Raw genomic sequence first — 18,728 nt, forward strand, 5'->3', positions numbered from 1 at the left:
TTTGACGATGCACCTTAAGCACAAACTTCGCCCCCTATGCTCGGACCTCTAAAACGATCTACGCGCCCTCGGCCCACACCGGAATGATCTCCAGGCGAGACGGGGTCCTCTCTCCCGTCCGATGCACTCGGATGCACCGGATGACGTCCTTCAGAAGCGTCTGCTTCTCCCCCGGCGTCAGGACCTCCCACTCCCCCAGCAGCCCGGAGATCGCCGGACCGAAGTCCTCACGGCTCGGAGGCGGCTTCTCCGCCTCCGCCCGGTCGATATGCCCCTCCAGCTCGGCGCGTTCGGCGCGCAGCTCGTCCCGCGCGGCCAGGTACTCGCGCTGGGCCTGCGGGTCGTCATCCTCGTCCAGGGCCCGAAGCCGCTTCAGCCGCACGAGCGCCCGGTCCAGATGCGCGATCTCCCGCTTGAGCCGCTCGGTGTCCACGCCGATCCTCGGTGGGGCAGCGACCAGGGTCGGAGCGAGATTGGCAGCCGCCTGCTCGATCTGCTTCGCCCACACGGCGAGCTGCTCCAGGACCGCGGCCTCCGCTCGCGCCCGCACCGCGTAGGCGCGCGTGCATTCGGGGACCTCGCCGTACCGGGCGCACCGGTAGGCGTAGGCGCGGCCGCCGCCGGTCTTGGAGATGGTGGTCATCCGCCATCGGCATCCGCCGCACTGCATCAGCCCCGAGAGCGGGTATCGGGGCGTGCGGGCGCGGACGTGGACCTTACGTCGTTCTCGGCGCCTGGCGAGATATCGCTGCCACAGGTCCTCGGAGATGATCGCCTTGTGTGCGCCTTTGCGGTAGATCACGTTCGGGCAGCGAGGCGCGTGTTTGCACTGGCAGTCCCTCTTGTGCTCGCGTAGATACCCGGCGGCGAACCCCGCGTCGAGCACGGCGTAGAAGGTGTTCACCGACCAGACTGTCCCCCGCACGGTCGTGAATCCGTGGTGGTTGAGCCATGTCACCAGGGTGGGGCCGGCCTCGCCCGCGACGAACCGCTCGTACAGGCTGCGGTAGGCCGCTTCGAGGTCCGGGTCCGGTTCGTACCGCTCCCCCAGGGGGTCGCCGGGATCGGTGCGGTACAGGCCCGTCTCTCCGGGGATCGGGATCCGTCCCTTGCGGACGTAGCCCCACCGCGGGCCACCCGTGCCGGGCAGTCCGCGCTCGGTCCGGTAGGCGATGGTCTCTTTCCATTGCTCGGATGCCCGGTCGGATTCGAAAGCGGCGACCTCGGCGAGCATTCCGCGGGTGAATCTGCCGGCCGCCGTGCGGGCGTCGACTTCTTCGGTCGCGGAGATCAGTTGTCCCCCGGCGGACTCGACCATGTCCAGGTGGACGGCCCAGCCGAGTCGCTGACGGCCGAAGCGGGAGAACTTCCACACCCCGATCTCGCGGGCATCACCGTCGCGGACGGCGGTGATCGCCTCCTGCACGCGGCGTTTGAAGTTCCGGCCCGTCTTGTCCAGGTCGCTGACGACGCGGACGATCCGGCGGTCGTTGCGGCGGGCCCAGTCGCGGATGGCCGCCTCTTGGAGCTCCGGGGAGATCATTTCTTCTCGGGCGGTGGACACCCGGATATAGCCGATCATCGGGACCGGGTCGGGGAGAGATTGTGGGGGCATGGGGTCTCCGGGGAGGGCCGGGCGGGCATGCGTCCGGGCTAGTGGACACCGTAGGCGATGCCTCGGACGGGGCGGCCGGACGGCAGACGGCGGTAGGACGGCATCTCAGCAGTCCCCGTTCCGCCGCTTGGCGAGGTCGTCGGGCACCGAGATGGTGCGCACCGCCCCGGCCAGGGCGCGCTCGCCCGCCTCGATGGCCGCCAGGGCGCCGCCGATCTCCGTGCGAAAGTTGACGCAGACCTCCCGGAGGTGTCTCACGTCCTCGCGCTGATAGGCGATGTCCTCACGCACCGGGTTCACCGTGTGCTGGAGCTGTCGGATACCCAAGTCGACGGCGTACAGGATCATGCAGGTCCCACCGGCGCCAGCGGCGATCACGACGCAGGCCAGGCCGACGCCGAGGATACGGACGCCGTGATGCCCCTCCCCCGCTCCTATGGTGATGAGGCTGACACCGAGGATCAGGATGATGAGGCCGGCGATGGCGGTGCCGATCCGGATGCGTCTGATGATGTGGTGCGGGGTCCAGCGCTCAAAAATCCGCGCGAGGACGGGAGTGCGATCGATTTCGATCATGTGGGGCAGAGCCTCCTCAACTCTGAGGTTGCGGGGGGTATCTCATCGTTGAGTCCCTGAGGAAGCTGCGCGGGGCGGACCTTGATACTCCCGACGATTCATTTGTGGCCGTACGAGTTCGCGAGCAATTCGGACACGTGCGTTGATTATGTGGCGCTGACCTGGGGATGCAACTGCGGGTGACTTTTCGGACAGTTCATATTGTGAAATCTCTGACTTGACACACTCTCTTTGCAGTTCAGAGCACACGTGGGAGGTCGAACCCGCGTTCGAGATGACCGTGGGTTAGTGATCGAGAATCCAAGATTGGGTCTGTTTCGGCGGACCTAAATCCGGCGATTGTTATTTCATCTATCTCACCTAGTGGAACTTTCCAACGCTGACCTGCATGATCAGCCCGCCTCTTGCTCGTCGGTCATTGCACGGATCACGCGGTTGGTCCTGCGGATCGCGTCTTCATTGCGCTCTTGGACCATCCTTTCGACGGCCCGGCGCATCTCTAGGAGGGCCTCGACCGTCTCCGGCTGAAGACCGGACTGGCGCAACTCCTCGTCAGTGGGGACGGGTAGATCGCCAAAGACCGCTTCCGTATCGCCACGCAACTCCTCGGCTGCGTCGATGCGGCCGGCCTCTACCAGTTGCTCAGGCGTAACACCGACGACCCTGGCGATACGGGCAACCGTGTCGGCAGGGCCGCGTACGGGCGCGTAGCTTCCAGCGCTGACGGTCTGATAACCGTGCACAATCGCGCGGAACCTGTTCTCGCTGATCTCGGCCTTGGCGGCGGCCTGACGCTGTGACATGCGGGAGCGCTTTAGAGCTGCCGCGATCAGGGCGCCCTCCGGACGCTGTTCTGGTCGCTCATTCATGGGTCACATGGTCGCACATGGTCGCACCCCTGGCGGGATGACATCCGGGTTAGCTGCACCTTCCCTCTCCAGGGGTGCGATGTTGTGCGCCGTATATTGACGGGCGCACAAGGGCGCACTAGTGTCGCACCCATGCAGCACCCCACCCGCAAGCGGCCGAAAGACCCGCTTGACCACGAACCCAAGGCGGTCCAATACGCCCGGTCGCAGTCCGGCCTCACCCAGCAGCAGGTCGCCGACCGGTGCGGTGTCTCCAAGAGCCTCATCACCGAGATCGAGAACGGCACCCGCAACGCCACGCCCTCCATGCTCAACAGGCTCGCTGAGGCGCTGAACTGCCCTCGCGTGGTGCTGGAGCGCAAGCGCGAGGTGATCTCGTGCCCGACCCCGGCGCGCCAACCGATGGTCGAATGCCCTAACTGCGGCGCCGCCAACGACCCGGCACGCGGATCGACCAGGTGCTACGCCTGCAATCTGCCGCTCAGCGGGACGGGCGGTGACGCGTGATGGCCACCGTGACCCGCCAGGAGGCGATGCGGGCCGCCGCACAGGTCCTGGTCAACGCCCGCGCCCGCATCGCCCTGATGACCCCCGAGGAAGCGGCACGCGCCGCCTACATCCCCGGCGGGCCCTCGCTGGAGGAACTCGCGGCCAAGGTCCGCCACCTGCGTGAGCAAGCCCGCTCGGCGGCTCGAAAGGAAACCCCCGCATGATCATGCGCAATGCATTCATCCCGGTCAGCCAGTTCCGCGCGGTCGCGGTGAACGCCGGTATCGGCGAGTCCGAGCGGGCCCTCCGTCTCACCGGCCGACTGATGCGGTTGGAGATCGGGCGCCGCGGCTACTACCGGCTCGCCGAGGTCCTGGCGGCCGCGCCCGGTCCCCGCTACCCCCTCATCACTGCCCACCGCAATGACTTGGGCGGTGCCCGATCCCACACGGTCACCGTCGAGTGGATCGACCCGAAGACCGCCGACGCGTGGCGGCCCGACCACACCCCCGGCGAGCTGCTCGGCGCGCTGGCGGTGGTGGAGCGGTCCGGCGGCCACCTGGGCAAGGTGTGCGCCGTCGAGCCGGGGGTGTGGGGGCCGATGGAGACCGCCGCGCGCGGCTACGCCCGCAGCTACGGCGCCCGCTACATCCCGACCCACCCCTGACCCGTTTCTCTTCCCCTCTGGAGTCCTTCGATGGATCTCGTCATGTTCCTCGCCTGGCTGGTGGCGTTCGTCGCCGTGGCCGGGTTCCTGACCGGGTTGTTCAGCGCCCGGCGGGCGGCCGCGCTGCCCGGGTTCGGGTGCGCGTCCGCGGCGTTCACGGTCGGTATGGGCATCGCCGCCGCGGAAGGCGACCGGCTGACCGCGGTGCTGTCGACCGGCGGCGCCGTCACGTGCGCGGTGCTGTTCGGCTCGGCCGCCCGCCACTATACGCCGGAGCAGCCCGGATACCCGGTCGTGTCGCGGATCCGTGACCTGTCGGGGCACACGATCTCGATCGAGTCCCTCGACGCGACCGCCGTCCACCGGCGCGGCCTGGACGAGGCGCCCGGCACCCTCGCGATCGTCGAGCGGCGCGCTGGCCGGTTCGTGGACATTCACTCGACGATGCCGGGGGAGGGCGCGGCCCGGGTCCGGGCCGTGTCGGTCGCCGAGGCGATCGGCGCCGAGGTCGTCGACGCGCGCTCTTCGGCGGTCGCCCGATGATCCCCGCCGACATTCGTACCCGGCTCGACGCGCTGGCGAAGTCGTGGCCCACCGGCAGCAGGGTCCGGCACACCGCGCACGGCTGGACCGGCCGTGTCGTCGTGGCCGCACCCGGCGCGGCGCCCGGTGTCGCGCTGACCGACTCGGCTGCGCACGCGGTGGCCGGGACCGTATCCATCGTCCACCTCCAGCCGGAGGAGTCGACCGGGCTGCCGCCGATGTGGGTCAACGTCCGCTACCTCGCCCCTGCCGCGCCCGTCGTCTCGCCGCGGGCCGTCCGGACGACCACGACCAGGACGCGGAGGCGCACCTGATGATGACCGTGTCCCTGCGCAGGCTGTTTTGCCGGCCTGCCGAGCTGATCGAGCCGGCCGCGGTTCAGGTGGCCGTCGCCGAGCTGCACCGCGCCGAGGTCCGGATGGGCGCCTCCTCCGACCCGGACGAGCCCGAGTTCTACGACGTGTGCGTCCACTGCACCGACCTGTTGGACCCCGAGCCGGCGAACGTTTCCGCGCGCCGGTACGAGCAGCTGTGGCCGTGCCCGACCGCGGTCGCCGCGGGTCTGGACCGCATCCCTGTCCGGTTGTGCGCCCCTGGCCTGTTCGCGACGGAGGCGCCGTTCTGATGGATGCGCTTACCCAGACGCAACGTCGGGTCGAGGTGGAGCGGCTTGGGCGGTACGCCAACGTGTTCGACAACGCTGCGTTCGGTCCGGTGGCCGAGCTGTCCGCGCTGCCCTACGTCGAGGCGGCCGAGGTGTTCGACCGGCTTCGCGGTCACCTCCAGGCGGGCGACCGGGGCCCGATCGAGCGGGCCCTCGACGAGTTCGTCGGGGGTGCGTGATGGCACCGCGTACCCGTAAACCGACCGGCCGCGTGCCCTGGCCGCTGGTCCTGGTCGAGGGCGGCGAGAAGTCGGGCAAGTCGTGGGCGGGCGCCGAGCTGTCCGCTTCCCCCAAGGTCGGCCGTACGTTCTGGGTCGACCTCGCCGAAGGCGCCGCCGACGAGTACGGCGCGATCCCCGGCGCCCGGTACGAGGTGGTCATCCACGACGGGTCGTGGCCGGACATCGTCGGGCAGATCGACGAGGTCCGCCAGGTCGCCGCCGCCGAGGCCGCCGCCGGACGGCCGCCGGTCGTGCTGGTCATCGACTCCATGACGGCGGAGTGGGACCTGCTCAAGGACGTCGCGGACCGCAAGGCCCGCGCTCGCCTGGCACGCAAGGGCCGGACCGTCCCGGAGGGTGAAGAGGTCCAGATCGACCGGGACATCTGGAATGACGTCAACGCGCGGCACCGCAGGCTGATGACCACGCTCATGACCTTCCCGGGCATCGTCGTGATGACGGCACGCGGCAAAGAGGTCGGCGCCGTCGACAAGAACGGGAACCCGATCGCCGGGCGTAAGGACTACAAAGTCGAGGGTCAGAAATACCTCGCCTACGACGCGTCCGCCTGGGTCCGGCTGTCGCGGGAGTCGGCGCCGATGGTCGTGGGTCTTCGGTCGGTGCACTCGGGGGTCCGGCCGGGCGTCGACCAGCCCGTTACCGCGCCGAAGTTCAGCCTGGAGTGGCTGATCTTCGACGTCCTCAAGTGCGAGCCCGCGGTAGCGCAACCGCGTGACCTTCGGACGGCGGCGCCGGAGCGGACGGCCGAGGAGATCGCCGCCGAAGCACTGCGACCGGAGAGCGGCCTTGCCCGGTTGCGGGAGTTGGCCCGCGAAGCGAACGCGCTCGATCTCGCCGAGGTCACCGTGTCGGACGGGCAGGGCAACGAGGGCAGCCTCAAGGCGCTCATCACCTTCCTCGGACAGTCCCGCGCCGCGGCGGAGGGCCCGGCGACCGACGCCCACCACCGCCGGATGCACGCGCTGTGGCGTGAAGCCGGCGACTTCGAGGACCGGATCGACCGGCTCACCTACACGGGCGAGCTGGTCGGACGGCAGATCACCACGAGCAAGGAACTGACCGGCGCCGATGCGGAGCGGGTCATCGCGGGGGTGCAGCGCTACATCGCGCAGAACACCCCGCCGAACGAGGACGGAGCAGCAGCGTGACGTCGTTGCAGGAAGTCAACCGCCAGGCGGTACTGGCGAAGGTCCGGTCGGAGCGGGCCACCGCCGAGTACAAGGACGCCCGGGAGCACGCTGAGAACGCGCTCGCGAAGGCGTACACGGAGGAGGGCGTCGAGAAGCTCGCCGTGGTCCTGCCCGGCGTGGGGAAGGTCGCTGCCGTAACCGTCAAGCAGGGCCCCGTGAGCGTGGACGTCGACGAGGCCGCGCTCCTCGCGACGGTCGAAACGCACCAGCCGGACGAGGTCGAGGAGATCGTCGACCAGCAAGCCCTGGCCGACCCAGAGGTTCTGGCGTGGTTGCGTGAGCAGCGGCCCGACCTGGTGACGCGTCGCGTCCGGCCGGTGTGGCGGGCGGCGCTGCTCAAGGAGGCCGAGAAGAACGGCGGCCGGATCCTCGTCAAGAAGACCGGCGAGGAGGTCACAGTCGCGACGGTCACCCGGAGTGACCCGACCGGCGCGTTCGTGATCACGTTCGAGGCGGACGGCCGGTACCTGGTCGAGGAGGCGTCCGCGTCCCCCGAGGTCGACGCGGACGAGTTGGCTCGGCTCCGCGAGGCCGACGCCAAGCTCGCCGCCTTGGAGGCGGGGGGCGTCGACAACTGGGGCGGCTACGACCACGCGATGTCGCTGCTGTACGAGGACGGTGCGGCATGACCGGCCCCGAACAGTACCGCGAGGCCGAGCGGACGCTCTCCGAGCTTCTCGACCTCGCCGCGAACACGATCAACCCCACCAACGCGCTCGCGCTCATCCGTGCCCGCACCGCCGCGCCACCCATGCCCCGCAACGTCACGCGTCCCGAGGGCGGCCACCCCCGGGACGCAACGGCAGTCAACCCCCTGCGAGAGGACTGATTCACCGTGACCACGATAACCCCCGCCCGAGGCGTCCTTCCCCGGCTGGAGGACCACGCCACCGAATGGCGGGCCCTCGCCGACGAGCTCGCCGCCGAACTGGCCGCCGGGCCGTCCCTGGCAGACCTCGCCGACATCGAGGCTCAGCTCATGGAGCAGCTCGCCGACGTCCGGCGCCGCGCGGTCTGGCGCGCCGAGCGGGAGCACGAGCAGCAGGCCGCCGCCCGCATCGCCGCGTCCCTCGACGTGCTGACCGAGGAGACCCGGCACCGGACGGCGCCGACGACGACGGAGCAGACCCGCGCGCGTCCGGGCCCGCCCCCGGTTGACCCGCGGTACGAGCGCCCGGAATGGCCCTCGTCCACGCTGCCCCACACCGAGCCGGTGATCCAAGCGCCCGCCCCGCCCGCCCCGCCGGCTCCGCCCGCCGAGACGACCGGCGGATACCCCAGCCCGCCGAACGCACCGGGAGAACTGGTCGCGACGACCGGCCCGACCCACACCATGCCCGACCCCGCCGCGTCGCCGACTCCCGTCCAGGCCGGCCCACGCCACAAGAAGGGCGGACGCCGGTGACCCCTGACGCCACCGTCACAGCCGGTACCCCGGTGATGCTGCTGCTCGTCCTCGCGCCGGTGGTCGCCCTGCTCGTCCTCGCCCTGGCGGTGACCGCCGCCTGGTCGGTGCGAGCCCTCGTCAACGCCGCGACCCGCACGCGCGACGTGCCCGGCCTGCGAGACGGCGCCGTCTACGACCGGCCCGACGACTACGACACCGACGTCGAGTTGACGCTCGGTGTCCTGATGCAGCGGGAGCCGTTCTGATGCCGATCCGTCCCGAGGACCGAGCCCGCTACCCCGACGACTGGCCGGAGGTCTCCGCGCGGATCCGGCGCCGGTCCGGCGGCCGCTGCGAATGCCGCGGGGAATGCCGACGCGGTCACCACGGTCACCGCTGCCGCGCCTGGCACGGCCACCCCCACCCCGATACCGGCTCGACCGTCGTGCTCACGGTCGCGCACCTCGACCACACCCCCGAGAACTGCGACCCGGCGAACCTGTGCGCGATGTGCCAGGCGTGCCACCTGTCCTACGACGCCCGCCACCACGCCACCACCCGGGGCCGCACCCGGCACGCCGAGGCCACCCGCGGCATGGATCCACTCTTCGGCGAGGACAACGCCCCATGACAGAACGACAGACCATCCAACCGAGTATCCCCCGATCCCAGGTGTTGAGCCTGGGAGCCGGCGTGCAGTCGACCACGCTCCTCCTACTCGCCGCCGAGGGACAACTCCCCAAGCTGGACGCCGCGATCTTCGCTGACACCGGGTGGGAACCCCGCACGGTCTATGAACACCTCGACCGCCTTGAGCGCGAGGTCGCCGAGCCTGCTGGTATCCCGATCATCCGAGTCCGCGCCGGCCAATCGGGCACTCAACGCAATACCGGAAGCCTCCGAGACGACTCCCTCGCCCCCGGTTCGTGGGTACGGATGCCGGTCTTTGTCGCCGACCGGTCCGGCAACGGCGCCGCGATGGTACGTCGCCAGTGCACCGAGGAATACAAGGTCAAGCCCATCAAGGCTGAGATTCGCCGAAGGCTGGGCTATCCGCACCCCCGGCCCGTGCCGCGCGGCGTCTTCGTCGAACAGTGGATCGGGATTAGCCGGGACGAGTTCCACCGCGCCAAGGACGCGACCGTCCGATACCTGCACAACTCCTTTCCCCTGCTGAGCATGGGCGACGCAGCCGACGGCCGGCTCGGATGGACCCGCAATGACTGCATCCGCTACCTGCGGTCGAAGGGCTGGCAGTCCACCCCCAAGAGTGCGTGCATCGGGTGTCCGTACCACGGCAACCGGGCATGGCGCGACCTGCGCGACAACCATCCCGAGGAGTGGCAAGACGCCGTCGACTTTGACCGCTCGCTCCGTGACACCGAACTCCGCGGTATCAAGGCAGCCCCGTACCTGCACCGCAGCCTCCTACCTCTCGCCGAGGCCCCTATCGACAAAGTGACCCGCGGCGAGTGGAACGACCGGCAGGGCAACTTGTTCGACGCCGCCGCCGACCTTGAGGAAGAGGGGAACCCTGACGGCTGCTCGCCCTGGGCCTGCCGCTCCGATCGGTCGTCCTCGTGACGCTTAGCGACAACCAGGCCCTCGCCGAGCGGTTCGCCGCTGTCGAGGGCCCCACCCTGGCCGCCGCCGTCCACCGCGGCGACCGCGACACTATCGCCGCCGTCCTGGGCCGGCTCGACCGGCAGGACCTCGTCGCGCTCACAGTCGTGCTGGCCGCCGAAATCGTGATCGACGACATCTCCGTCGAGCGGGTCGCGCTCGACGGAGAGCGCGAGCGGCTGACCCGTCCCGAGCGCGCCGCCGCGGTCGCGCTGCTCGCCGACCGCGGCCACACCCAGACCGACATCGGGCGGCGCCTGCACCTCAACGGCACCGCCACCAAACGACTCGTCACCGCCCTCACCGACGGGCTCAACAGGAAGGGACACACCGCCGCATGATGCCCCCCATCGACGAGGCCACCGGAGAGATCCAGGTCCGGCCGTTCGCCGACGTCCTGCGCGACCTCGGCCGCGCGACCGTGATCGACGAGGCCGCCGTCCAACTCCAGCAACTGGCCTCGACCGTCGCCGAGACCGGCAAGAAGGGCCGGCTCGTCCTGACCGTCGAGATCCAGCCCATGAAGGGCCACGAGGCCGCGCTCATGGTGCACGCCAAGACCGACCTCAAGCTCCCCTCGTCCGAGCCGATCGGCGGGGTGTTCTTCCCCGACCAGCACGGCAACCTCCTGCGCGAAGACCCGCGCCAGCTGTCCATCCCGCTCCGCGAAGTCACCATCGAGAACAAGGACCTGAAGCAGGCATGACCACCGACGACACCCGCACTGAGAACGACGCCGTCATCGAGCAGGCCCGGCAGGCGGCAGGCCCCGCCGTCCTCGAAACCCCTGACGGCGGACACCTGGCGGTGTTCCACAGCCGTCATGGCCTGGAGGTGATCGACCCCGCTGCCGACCAGTACGCCCGCCGCGCCGCCGCGCCCCGCCGCAAGCAGGGAACGACGATCGTCCGCGATGTCGACAGCTTCGCGCACTACTTCGAGAAGCACGCCGACGACTACTCCGAGGTGTATGTCGACCTCGACACCGGGGTGATCACGGCCGTACTCGACGCCCACGCCATCACTGCGCCCCGGTGGGGCGAGCACCGCCTACAGCTCATCATGACCCCCACCGAGCCGTGGAAGCGCTGGACGGCCTTGAACCGCCGGTACCTCCCGCAGGTCGAGTTCGCCGAGTTCCTGGAGGACAACCTCCCCGACATCGCCCCCGAACCCGTCCCGGCCGCGCGGATGCTGGAGATCGCCCGAACCTTCCAGGCCAAGACCCGCGTGAACTTCTCCTCCGGGATCGTGGCCGCGTCCGGTGACATCCGGCTCCGCTACGAGGAGACCACCGACGCCAGCGGCGGCGCCAAGGGCGACCTCGACGTCCCGCGCGCGTTCGCGGTCGGCCTGGCCCCGTTCGACGACTGCGACCCCTACAGGGTCGAGGCGCGGCTCCGGCACCGCATCCAGGGTTCCGCGCTGACTCTGGCGTTCATCCTCGAACGGCCCGAGGACGTGATTCGCGACGCCGTCAAGACGGTCGTGGCGAAGGTCGAGGAGGCCACCGGCGCCCGCATCATGCGCGGCGCCCCCGCCCCCTGACCGGCCCGACCAGGCCCCGGGACGGCGCACCCCCGCCGCCGTCCCGGGGCCGCCCCCGCCCACCACACACCCGCAGCACGACCGGCAGGGACACGCGCACATGGCAGACACCCGGACCTACATCCGCGTGCACGACGGGATGCCCGACCACCCCAAGGTCGACGGCCTGTCCGACAAGGCTTTCCGGCTGCTCGTGGAGTCCTGGTGCTGGTGCTCCCGGCACCTCACCGACGGGCACATGCCCGCCGCCACCTGGCGCAAGCGCGCCACCCCCAAGATCCGCCGAGAGCTGGTCGCCGCCGGCCTCGCCGTCGAACTCGACGACCAGTCCATTCGATTCCATGACTACCTGGAGCATCAACGCAGCGCCGCAGAGGTCGAGGACAGGAAGACCGCCCGCTCCCAAGGCGGCACCTACGGCGGACACATCCGCTGGCACACCAACCGCGGCATCACCGACCCCGACTGTCCCCATTGCAATGGCTCCACCCATAAGCCCACCCATGGGTCGAGCCATGGGCCAACCCATAGCCCCAGCCACGAGGGGCCACAGCACACCGGACACCAAAAAGGGTCGCGAAACGGTAACGCCAGCACGAGTAAGCAACCAGGTACCCGAGAAAATTCTTCCGAATCCGGAACAACGGAAACCGCAGGTCGCGATACCGCCACCAGCGGAAACACCATAGCTGGACCTATAGGTACCGGATCGGTCCCCGATGACAAAACGATGACATCTTCAGAGACATATACAGAAACAGAAGGAACTACCTCCGGTAGTTCCCCCCGTGGATCTGTAAATCGTCATCCTGCGGACCGTTACGCGCGCGAGCGCCCGGACGACGACCTCGACCAAGCCATCGCCGGACTCGTCGAGCAACACACCGGCCGCCCCTGCCCGCCCGACCACGCCTCCGCCGTCCGCCGCCAACTCCTCGACGGCCGCGAGGTCGAGCGCCCGCTCCCGTACGTCGTGAAGGCCATCCGCGACAACCCCGGCCGATTCATGCCCCCGCCGCCCCCCACACCACCCCGCGCCGAACCCTGGATGGCCGTCCCGCCCCTCGGCGAACGCGACAACGGCCCCGTCAACGCCCGCGGACGCGCCGCCGTCGACGCCGCCCGCGCAGCCGCCCGCGCCCGCAAACTCCAACAGCACGAACCCGACCAACCGGACGGGACCGACCCGTGACCTACCTGGAGGACAACCCACACGCCACCTGCCCATGGACCAACTGCCAATGCACCCACATCGGATGCGTCGCCGGCTGGATCGACGACAACAGCGACACCGCCCGCCCCTGCCCCACCTGCCGACCCGAAGTCGCCCGACACCTCGCCGACCGGCGAAAAAGCCTCCGCGCCCTCCGCCGCGAACTCCCCACCCTCCCCCGACCCACACGCGGCCCCACCCGCCTCCACCACCAGGAGCCGCAACCATGACCGCCGCCATCATCCGCGCCGACGCCCGCCGACTCCCCCTCCCCGACACCTCCGTCGACCTCATCGTCACCTCACCCCCGTACTACGCGCTCAGGTCCTACCAGGACGACGGCCAGCACTACGCCCGACAGATCGGCGCCGAGCCGACACCAGGCGAATACCTCGATGCGCTGCTGGCGTGCACCCGCGAATGGATACGCGTCCTCAAGCCCGAAGGGTCGCTGTGGGTCAACCTCGGCGACAAGTACTCCCAGCGCACCGCAACCCGCCGCAGCAGCCACCAAGACGGCCTACACCCAGACCGGTCCGGCGTCGCTAAGAATTGGCAGCGCGACCGTGCTGCCGGCCGCGCCCGGATGCCGCGCGAGAACACCATCGATGACACCGGCCGATACGTTCCCGAGAAGTCCCTGATCGGGTTGCCGTGGCGGTACGCCATCCGCTGTGTGGACAACCTCGGCCTGATCCTGCGCGCCGAGATCATCTGGTCCAAGCCCAACGGGCTCCCAGAAAGCGTGACCGACCGGGTCCGCCGGTCCCATGAGCAGTGGTTTCACTTCACGAAACAGCCGCGCTACTACGCCGTCCTCGACGAGATCCGCGAACCGCACATCGCCCCCAACCGCAATCACGGCGCCAAAGCCATGGCCGGCCGCAACATCAACCTGCCCCGAACGACAACCGGCGCCTACTCCGGCCCCAACCCCCTCGGCGCGCTCCCCGGCTCAGTATGGGATGTCGCCACACAGCCCCTCAAAGTCCCCGCGGCGCTCGCCGTCGAGCACTTCGCCACCTTCCCCCCGAACCTGATCCGCCGGATCGTTCTCGGCTGGTCCCCATCGGGCATATGCACCAGTTGCGGCGAGGGCCGCCGTCCCCTCGTTGCCCGAGAGCGCATGCCGGACCGTCCCGGCCGCGTCCAGGGCCGCAGCCGGGACGCTCTGCTCGACGGGCATGGCCCGGACGGACGTGCTGGCAACCGGTTCAAAGCCCACGTCACCGTCACCGGATACGCGTGCGCCTGCCCTGAACCTGCCGCGCCTACCCGCCCATCGGTCGTGCTCGACCCGTTCGGCGGCACCGGCACCACAGCCCTCGTCGCCTCCGTCCACGGCCGACACGGCATCTCCGTCGACATGTCCGCGGACTACTGCCGCCTCGCCCAATGGCGCACCACAGATCCCGCCGAACGCGCTCGCGCCCTCGGCGCACCCAAACCGCCACCCGTCCCGAACGGCCAACTGGAGATCACGTGACCCACAACGACCGCGACCAGCAGGCGCCGCGCTCGGTCGGTCGCGTCGCGCGTGAGAGCCTGCCGGCCGTCGACCGAGCTATTGCCGATCTCGTCGAGGTGGCCGAGCTGGTGGCGTTCCTGGCGTTGCTCCGCGACCCGACCGTCCGGCGGCCGTGGCGCGAGCAGCACCTCGACGCCTACGCTCGCGCCGAGCTTGACGACGAGGCACGCGCCGAGCAGGCGGACCGGACGGACGAGGCGCCCGGCGAACACCGTGACGCCGCCCGCCCGGACGTCTTGGACGTGCTGTCGGGTGTGCTGTGGCGGTCCGAGGATCTTGCCTGGCATCTGTCTCGCGCGGCCCGTGTCGAGCCGCTCAGACCCGCGCAGGCGGACGCGGACCCGCGCCCGTACCTGCGCCGCGCCGCCGAGTGCGTCCCCGCCGCCGTCCTCGGCTGGACGAACGGCGGCGAGATCGCCCACTGGACCGCCAACACCGCCGCGGCGATCCGCGCCGACCTCGCCGGCGCCCTGGCGTTGAACGTCGACGGCCACACGGTGAAGGCCCTCTGCCCGTGGTGCCGCGGCGGCCTCGCCGGCGGCTACACGTGGCGTGTCCGCATCCTGGTCGACGAGCCGGCCATTGTGTGTGAGTCGGGGGTGTGCCAGCCGTCGGCGCGGGAGGTCGGCACGTGGTGGCGAGGGTGCCCGGTCTGGCGGTTCGTCGACTGGACGTGGCTCGCCCGCCGCCTCGCGCACCTCGACGAGCGCCGCGCCGCCCTCGCCCCTCCGCCACCGCCCTACGCCTCTGTCCAGGGCAGCACGGGCCGCGCCGGAACCCCCGAACCGGACGGCGCCCGCGCAGCCCCCGGGATCCTCGACGGCCGCCTCGACGAGGACGTCATCCCGCCACCGACCCCCGAGGGGACCGCAGCATGACCGACCAGCGCCCGCCACTTCGCCCCGGCGACGAGGGCGACATCCCCACCGGCGTGTTCCTGGAGATCACCGTCGAGGACGAGGCGTACCTCGTCCGGTGGTACTGGACCGTCGCCGACGTCCCGCGAGGCTTCAACGCCGAAGGCCGCGGCCCCACCCTTGACGACGCCGTCCGCGCAGCCGCCGACGATTTGGAGGACTGACCAGTGCCCGACCAGCCCGCACCCGTCCTGACCGCCGAAGCCATCCAACACACCATGGCCAAGCTCGTCCACGGCATAGAAGCCCTGACATTCCGCATGGCCGCCAGCGCCGCGCTCGGCGCCTGCCTCGACCAGGATGACGACCTCGCCGCGCAACGCCTCGACGGCTTCACCCCCGACCAGCTTCACCGCATCGAGAACGCCGCTGTTGCGCTGTCCCTTCACGCCTCCCGGCTCCGCGGTCCCCTCGACGACCACGAGCGGGATGAGCCGACCGACGGGCCACTCACCGTCGCCGACCAGGTAGCCGCTGCTGACTACCGCGCGTTCTTCGACCGCCGCCCCGACTACTTCCGCGAGTTCCTCACCCGCGAAATCCGCCACAACCCCGCATGGTGGCGCGCCACCCTCCGCCGCGAGCTCCGCGCCGGTCTGACTTGACGTAGGAGTTATCCACAGCCCAGAATCGGAGGCGTCTTCAGCGTGCCCTGAAACGGGCAGCAGGCCCCGACGCCAGAGTCCCGCGTCGGGGCCTTTCGCATGCCCAAAGGAGGCCCCGTGAAGATCGATGACGCCCTCCGCAGTGCCATAGCCGACACCGTCGCCGCCCGCGTCGACGGAGGCTCGGCCGCCGGACACCTGCGCATCTACTCCGGCGCCGCCCCCGCCGGACCCGGCACCGCCCCAACCGGGACCCTCCTGGTCGACCTGCCGCTCAACGATCCGGCGTTCGCGGCCGCCGTCGTCGGCGTCATTGCCCTGGACGTCACCCCGACCGTCTCGGCGGTCGCCGCGGCTACCGGCACCGCCGGGTACGCGCGGCTGGTCGACTCCACGCAGGCCGTCGGATCGGGTCTCGGCGTCGCCGATCTCACCGTCTCGACGGTCTCGGCCGGAACCGGCGAGATCCAACTCGCCACGCTCAGCATCGTGTCCGGCGTGACCGTCGAGATCACCTCAGGCTCGATCACGATGCCCGCGAGCTGACCCGGTGGCCGCCCTCGCCAACGGGTTCGAGGGCGGCACCCACGGCTCGACGATCACCACCGGCAACTCCGGCGGCACCTCAGGCGACGCGTTCGGCGCGGTCACCATCGACTCCGGCAACACCCTGACCTACAGCAACACCGCGGCCGCGCACGGCTCGATGTCCGCGCAGGTCTCCACCGGCGCGACCTCCGGCTCGGCATACGCCGCGTGGACGTCCGGCATCCCCGGGACAAGCGGCACACTGTGGTCCCGCTCCTATCACCGGTTCGGCGCCAACCCCGGCGCCGCCGTGAACGTGTTGCGGATGCTCTCGTCCTCGAACGGGATCATGGGCACCGTCCGCGTCAACGCCAACGGCACCATCGGGATGCTGTACGGCACGGGCACCCTCGGCGGCACCTCGACGGGCGCGATCACGGCGGGCTCCTGGTGGCGGGTCGAGGTCATGGTCACCGCCGGCACCACAACCGGCGTCATGACCGTCCGGCTGTACTTCACCCCGGACGCAGGCACCCCCGACGAGACGTTGACCTCGACCAACGTCAACACCGGCGCGGCGAACCCCACCCGGCTCCGCGTCGGTGTCGTCTCCAACCTCGCCAACGTCAGCGCGTTCAACATCGACGATCTCGGGCTCGGCGATGTCGACTGGCTTGGCGCCGCCGGCGGAGGCCCGACCACCATCACCGGAAGCGTCTCCGCGACCCTGCCGCGGCTCGCTGCCGCGGGCGCCGTCCTGCTCCGCAACCCGGTCACCGGCGCCGCCCAGCTTCCGCCGCTCACCGCGCAGGCCGCTACCGCGCTCCGCACCCCCGGCACCCTCGCCGCGGCGCTCAGGCCCGCTACGCTCGCCGCCGAGACCACCCTCGGCAACCCGGCGCAGGCCGCCGCCACCCTCCCGGCCCCCGCCGCGCAAATGACCCTCCGCACCACGCTTGCGGGGAGCCTGGCCGCGACGCTCCCCGCACCGTCGACCGTGGTCGAGGCCGAGGTCGTCGAGCCCGGCGACGGGCACCTCGTCGCCCACCTCCCCGCGCCGACCGCCGCGTTCAGCGCAACGGCCACCGTTCCGGCATCCCTCGCCGCGCTACTGCCTCCCCTAACCGGCTCGGTCGAGACGAGGACCGTAACCCCCGCCGCCCTCGCCGCCGCGCTCCCCGCGCCCGCCGCCACCGTGACGGCCGGCGCCCCCACGATCTCCGGGACGATCACCGCGGCCCTACCTCGGCTCACACCCGCGGTCACGTCCCGGACGGTGACCCGCGCCGACCTCACCGCCGTCCTCCCGGCCCTCACAGCGCGGGTCACCAGCCAGCCACCAACCTCCCGAGTCGACGTCACCATCGGCGCGCCCCGCGTCGCCTGGACACCCGGCGCCCCGACCGTCACCGCCTGGACGATCGGAACGCCATCGGTGAGGAGGTGGCCGTGACCTCCCTCCCGTCCATCTCCCGCGAGTACGTCGAGGTCCCATTCGCCGACCACGGCGGCACCGTCGACGCCGGATCCGTCGAGCTCGCGCTCGTCCTGCCCGGCGCCATCCCGGCCGAGGCCGACTGGCACCCCGCCGCATGGGACGGGGCAGTCGCCCGGCTCCTCATCGGCGCCGGCGGCACGCTCACCACCACCCCGGGCACCGTGTACGTGTTGTGGCTCCGCTTCACCGCCGGCCTACAGCGGCCCGTCCGCGCGACCGGGTACGTCGTCATCAGCGACGAGGCCCCCGCCTGATGGCCGCCCGCCGCCCGCTCGACGACGAGGACCGGCGACGCGTCGCCGACCTCCACGCGCGTGGCCTGTCCCGCAACGCCATCGCCCGCGAGATCGGCCGGTCCATGTCGACCGTGTCCAAGCTCGCGAAAGAGGCGGGTCTCACCTTCGACCGGCGCCGGACGGCCATGGCGACCGCGGCGCGACAGGAAGACGCCAAAGCCCGCCGCGTCGAACTCGCCAACCTCGCCCTCGATGACGCCCATGTGATGCGGCGCTACGCGCTCGCCTCCGACACCGGCCGAGATGCCCGCGACTACGCCGCCGCCTACGGCGTGTTCATCGACCGGCATCTCCGCCTCAACGAGGTCGACGCCGATCAGCAGGGGCTCGCCGCCGTCGACGCCTGGCTCCGCGGGATCACCGGCGCGTCGTGAGCGTCGTCCCGCTCGTTGGGAAACAGACCGAGTCCGTACGCTTGGCGACCGCCCGCGGGAACCTGTGGGAGGGCGCCGTCCGCTCCTCAAAGACGGTCTGCTCGATCCTGCGATGGCTTCAGTTCGTTCGGACCGGCCCGCCCGGGCCGCTGATGATGATCGGGAAGACCGAACGGACACTCAAGCGGAACATCATCGACCCCATCATCGAGATGGTCGGCAAGCAACGCTGCCGGTACCGCGCCGGTGTCGGCGAGGTCGAGCTGTTCGGCCGGACAATCTATCTCGCCGGCGCGAATGACGAGCGCGCCACCGAGAAGCTCAAGGGGTTGACCCTCGCCGGCGCGTACTGCGAC

The 18,728-nt window shown here is 70.5% G+C and carries 31 protein-coding genes; 27 read left to right on the forward strand and 4 right to left on the reverse strand.

What is annotated here, in order from left to right; all coding sequences use genetic code 11:
• Positions 1–58: 58 nt before the first annotated feature.
• The 3 genes from AMA02S_RS39320 to AMA02S_RS39330 form a co-directional block, all read right to left on the reverse strand.
• Positions 59–1,615 (reverse strand): recombinase family protein, encoded by a 1,557-nt coding sequence (locus AMA02S_RS39320; RefSeq protein ID WP_084266071.1) that lies wholly within the window; start codon positions 1,613–1,615, stop codon positions 59–61.
• Positions 1,616–1,720: 105 nt separating this feature from the next.
• Positions 1,721–2,191, reverse strand: a complete 471-nt coding sequence (locus tag AMA02S_RS39325) for a hypothetical protein (RefSeq protein ID WP_067470081.1) — start codon at positions 2,189–2,191, stop codon at positions 1,721–1,723.
• Between the two features lie 392 nt (positions 2,192–2,583).
• The gene (locus AMA02S_RS39330) at positions 2,584–3,060 is read right to left on the reverse strand and encodes a helix-turn-helix domain-containing protein (RefSeq protein WP_157431152.1); all 477 of its coding nucleotides are present in this window, start codon (positions 3,058–3,060) and stop codon (positions 2,584–2,586) included.
• Positions 3,061–3,192: 132 nt separating this feature from the next.
• Here AMA02S_RS39330 and AMA02S_RS39335 point away from each other — a divergent pair, with 132 nt between their 5' ends.
• The 17 genes from AMA02S_RS39335 to AMA02S_RS39415 all read left to right on the forward strand — a co-directional run bounded on the left by AMA02S_RS39335 (position 3,193) and on the right by AMA02S_RS39415 (position 11,413).
• On the forward strand, positions 3,193–3,567 hold the full coding sequence (locus AMA02S_RS39335) for a helix-turn-helix domain-containing protein (protein ID WP_067470084.1): 375 nt from the start codon (positions 3,193–3,195) through the stop codon (positions 3,565–3,567).
• On the forward strand, positions 3,567–3,773 hold the full coding sequence (locus AMA02S_RS39340; protein ID WP_067470086.1) for a hypothetical protein: 207 nt from the start codon (positions 3,567–3,569) through the stop codon (positions 3,771–3,773). The genes AMA02S_RS39335 and AMA02S_RS39340 overlap by 1 nt, the downstream gene beginning before the upstream one ends.
• On the forward strand, positions 3,770–4,216 hold the full coding sequence (locus tag AMA02S_RS39345; RefSeq protein ID WP_067470088.1) for a hypothetical protein: 447 nt from the start codon (positions 3,770–3,772) through the stop codon (positions 4,214–4,216). The genes AMA02S_RS39340 and AMA02S_RS39345 overlap by 4 nt, the downstream gene beginning before the upstream one ends.
• Before the next feature lie 30 nt (positions 4,217–4,246).
• Complete coding sequence (locus tag AMA02S_RS39350; RefSeq protein ID WP_067470089.1) at positions 4,247–4,759, forward strand: hypothetical protein; 513 nt, start codon at positions 4,247–4,249, stop codon at positions 4,757–4,759.
• Complete coding sequence (locus AMA02S_RS39355) at positions 4,756–5,073, forward strand: hypothetical protein (RefSeq protein ID WP_067470090.1); 318 nt, start codon at positions 4,756–4,758, stop codon at positions 5,071–5,073. The genes AMA02S_RS39350 and AMA02S_RS39355 overlap by 4 nt, the downstream gene beginning before the upstream one ends.
• Complete coding sequence (locus tag AMA02S_RS39360) at positions 5,073–5,384, forward strand: hypothetical protein (protein WP_067470091.1); 312 nt, start codon at positions 5,073–5,075, stop codon at positions 5,382–5,384. The genes AMA02S_RS39355 and AMA02S_RS39360 overlap by 1 nt, the downstream gene beginning before the upstream one ends.
• A complete protein-coding gene (locus AMA02S_RS39365; protein ID WP_067470092.1) occupies positions 5,384–5,602 on the forward strand; it encodes a hypothetical protein in 219 nt (72 codons plus the stop codon). Before AMA02S_RS39360 ends, AMA02S_RS39365 begins: the two co-directional genes overlap by 1 nt.
• Positions 5,602–6,813, forward strand: coding sequence for an AAA family ATPase (locus tag AMA02S_RS39370; protein WP_084266072.1), 1,212 nt, complete (start codon positions 5,602–5,604; stop codon positions 6,811–6,813). Before AMA02S_RS39365 ends, AMA02S_RS39370 begins: the two co-directional genes overlap by 1 nt.
• Entirely contained in the window at positions 6,810–7,484 is a 675-nt protein-coding gene (locus tag AMA02S_RS39375) for a hypothetical protein (RefSeq protein ID WP_067470096.1), read from the forward strand. Before AMA02S_RS39370 ends, AMA02S_RS39375 begins: the two co-directional genes overlap by 4 nt.
• Positions 7,481–7,684, forward strand: coding sequence for a hypothetical protein (locus AMA02S_RS39380; protein WP_067470098.1), 204 nt, complete (start codon positions 7,481–7,483; stop codon positions 7,682–7,684). The genes AMA02S_RS39375 and AMA02S_RS39380 overlap by 4 nt, the downstream gene beginning before the upstream one ends.
• A gap of 6 nt (positions 7,685–7,690) precedes the next feature.
• Positions 7,691–8,260, forward strand: coding sequence for a hypothetical protein (locus tag AMA02S_RS39385; RefSeq protein WP_067470100.1), 570 nt, complete (start codon positions 7,691–7,693; stop codon positions 8,258–8,260).
• On the forward strand, positions 8,257–8,508 hold the full coding sequence (locus AMA02S_RS39390; protein ID WP_067470101.1) for a hypothetical protein: 252 nt from the start codon (positions 8,257–8,259) through the stop codon (positions 8,506–8,508). The genes AMA02S_RS39385 and AMA02S_RS39390 overlap by 4 nt, the downstream gene beginning before the upstream one ends.
• Complete coding sequence (locus AMA02S_RS39395; protein ID WP_067470103.1) at positions 8,508–8,873, forward strand: hypothetical protein; 366 nt, start codon at positions 8,508–8,510, stop codon at positions 8,871–8,873. The genes AMA02S_RS39390 and AMA02S_RS39395 overlap by 1 nt, the downstream gene beginning before the upstream one ends.
• 62 nt (positions 8,874–8,935) lie before the next feature.
• Positions 8,936–9,826 carry an adenine nucleotide alpha hydrolase family protein gene (locus AMA02S_RS39400; protein ID WP_218005293.1) on the forward strand — a complete coding sequence of 297 codons (891 nt, stop codon included), beginning with the start codon at positions 8,936–8,938 and terminating at the stop codon, positions 9,824–9,826.
• Entirely contained in the window at positions 9,823–10,206 is a 384-nt protein-coding gene (locus AMA02S_RS39405) for a hypothetical protein (protein WP_067470107.1), read from the forward strand. Before AMA02S_RS39400 ends, AMA02S_RS39405 begins: the two co-directional genes overlap by 4 nt.
• Positions 10,203–10,571 (forward strand): YfdP family phage-associated protein, encoded by a 369-nt coding sequence (locus AMA02S_RS39410; protein ID WP_067470109.1) that lies wholly within the window; start codon positions 10,203–10,205, stop codon positions 10,569–10,571. The genes AMA02S_RS39405 and AMA02S_RS39410 overlap by 4 nt, the downstream gene beginning before the upstream one ends.
• On the forward strand, positions 10,568–11,413 hold the full coding sequence (locus AMA02S_RS39415) for a DUF2303 family protein (protein ID WP_067470111.1): 846 nt from the start codon (positions 10,568–10,570) through the stop codon (positions 11,411–11,413). The genes AMA02S_RS39410 and AMA02S_RS39415 overlap by 4 nt, the downstream gene beginning before the upstream one ends.
• Here AMA02S_RS39415 and AMA02S_RS42650 read toward each other — a convergent pair.
• Complete coding sequence (locus AMA02S_RS42650; RefSeq protein ID WP_157431153.1) at positions 11,388–11,756, reverse strand: hypothetical protein; 369 nt, start codon at positions 11,754–11,756, stop codon at positions 11,388–11,390. The two genes, AMA02S_RS39415 and AMA02S_RS42650, sit on opposite strands and share 26 nt — an antisense overlap.
• 387 nt (positions 11,757–12,143) lie before the next feature.
• On the opposite strand from AMA02S_RS42650, the gene AMA02S_RS42655 reads away from it, so the two are divergent.
• The 10 genes from AMA02S_RS42655 to AMA02S_RS39470 form a co-directional block, all read left to right on the forward strand.
• The gene (locus AMA02S_RS42655) at positions 12,144–12,605 is read left to right on the forward strand and encodes a hypothetical protein (RefSeq protein ID WP_157431154.1); all 462 of its coding nucleotides are present in this window, start codon (positions 12,144–12,146) and stop codon (positions 12,603–12,605) included.
• A 247-nt stretch (positions 12,606–12,852) separates the two neighbouring features.
• Positions 12,853–14,112 (forward strand): DNA-methyltransferase, encoded by a 1,260-nt coding sequence (locus AMA02S_RS39430; protein ID WP_067470118.1) that lies wholly within the window; start codon positions 12,853–12,855, stop codon positions 14,110–14,112.
• Positions 14,109–15,032: a hypothetical protein gene (locus AMA02S_RS39435; RefSeq protein ID WP_067470120.1), complete on the forward strand. Its 924-nt coding sequence runs from the start codon at positions 14,109–14,111 to the stop codon at positions 15,030–15,032. The genes AMA02S_RS39430 and AMA02S_RS39435 overlap by 4 nt, the downstream gene beginning before the upstream one ends.
• A complete protein-coding gene (locus AMA02S_RS39440) occupies positions 15,029–15,235 on the forward strand; it encodes a hypothetical protein (RefSeq protein WP_067470122.1) in 207 nt (68 codons plus the stop codon). Before AMA02S_RS39435 ends, AMA02S_RS39440 begins: the two co-directional genes overlap by 4 nt.
• 3 nt (positions 15,236–15,238) lie before the next feature.
• Positions 15,239–15,676 carry a hypothetical protein gene (locus tag AMA02S_RS39445; RefSeq protein ID WP_067470124.1) on the forward strand — a complete coding sequence of 146 codons (438 nt, stop codon included), beginning with the start codon at positions 15,239–15,241 and terminating at the stop codon, positions 15,674–15,676.
• A 117-nt stretch (positions 15,677–15,793) separates the two neighbouring features.
• Positions 15,794–16,222, forward strand: a complete 429-nt coding sequence (locus AMA02S_RS39450; protein WP_084266074.1) for a hypothetical protein — start codon at positions 15,794–15,796, stop codon at positions 16,220–16,222.
• Between the two features lie 4 nt (positions 16,223–16,226).
• Positions 16,227–17,657, forward strand: a complete 1,431-nt coding sequence (locus AMA02S_RS39455) for a hypothetical protein (RefSeq protein WP_067470130.1) — start codon at positions 16,227–16,229, stop codon at positions 17,655–17,657.
• Positions 17,654–17,956 (forward strand): hypothetical protein, encoded by a 303-nt coding sequence (locus AMA02S_RS39460; protein ID WP_157431155.1) that lies wholly within the window; start codon positions 17,654–17,656, stop codon positions 17,954–17,956. Before AMA02S_RS39455 ends, AMA02S_RS39460 begins: the two co-directional genes overlap by 4 nt.
• Positions 17,956–18,372, forward strand: coding sequence for a helix-turn-helix domain-containing protein (locus tag AMA02S_RS39465; protein WP_067470135.1), 417 nt, complete (start codon positions 17,956–17,958; stop codon positions 18,370–18,372). Before AMA02S_RS39460 ends, AMA02S_RS39465 begins: the two co-directional genes overlap by 1 nt.
• A gap of 41 nt (positions 18,373–18,413) precedes the next feature.
• On the forward strand, positions 18,414–18,728 hold a 315-nt coding region (locus AMA02S_RS39470; RefSeq protein WP_245668039.1), incomplete at its 3' end, for a hypothetical protein.

The organism is Actinomadura macra NBRC 14102 (genome assembly GCF_001552215.1).
Taxonomy (GTDB): domain Bacteria; phylum Actinomycetota; class Actinomycetes; order Streptosporangiales; family Streptosporangiaceae; genus Spirillospora; species Spirillospora macra.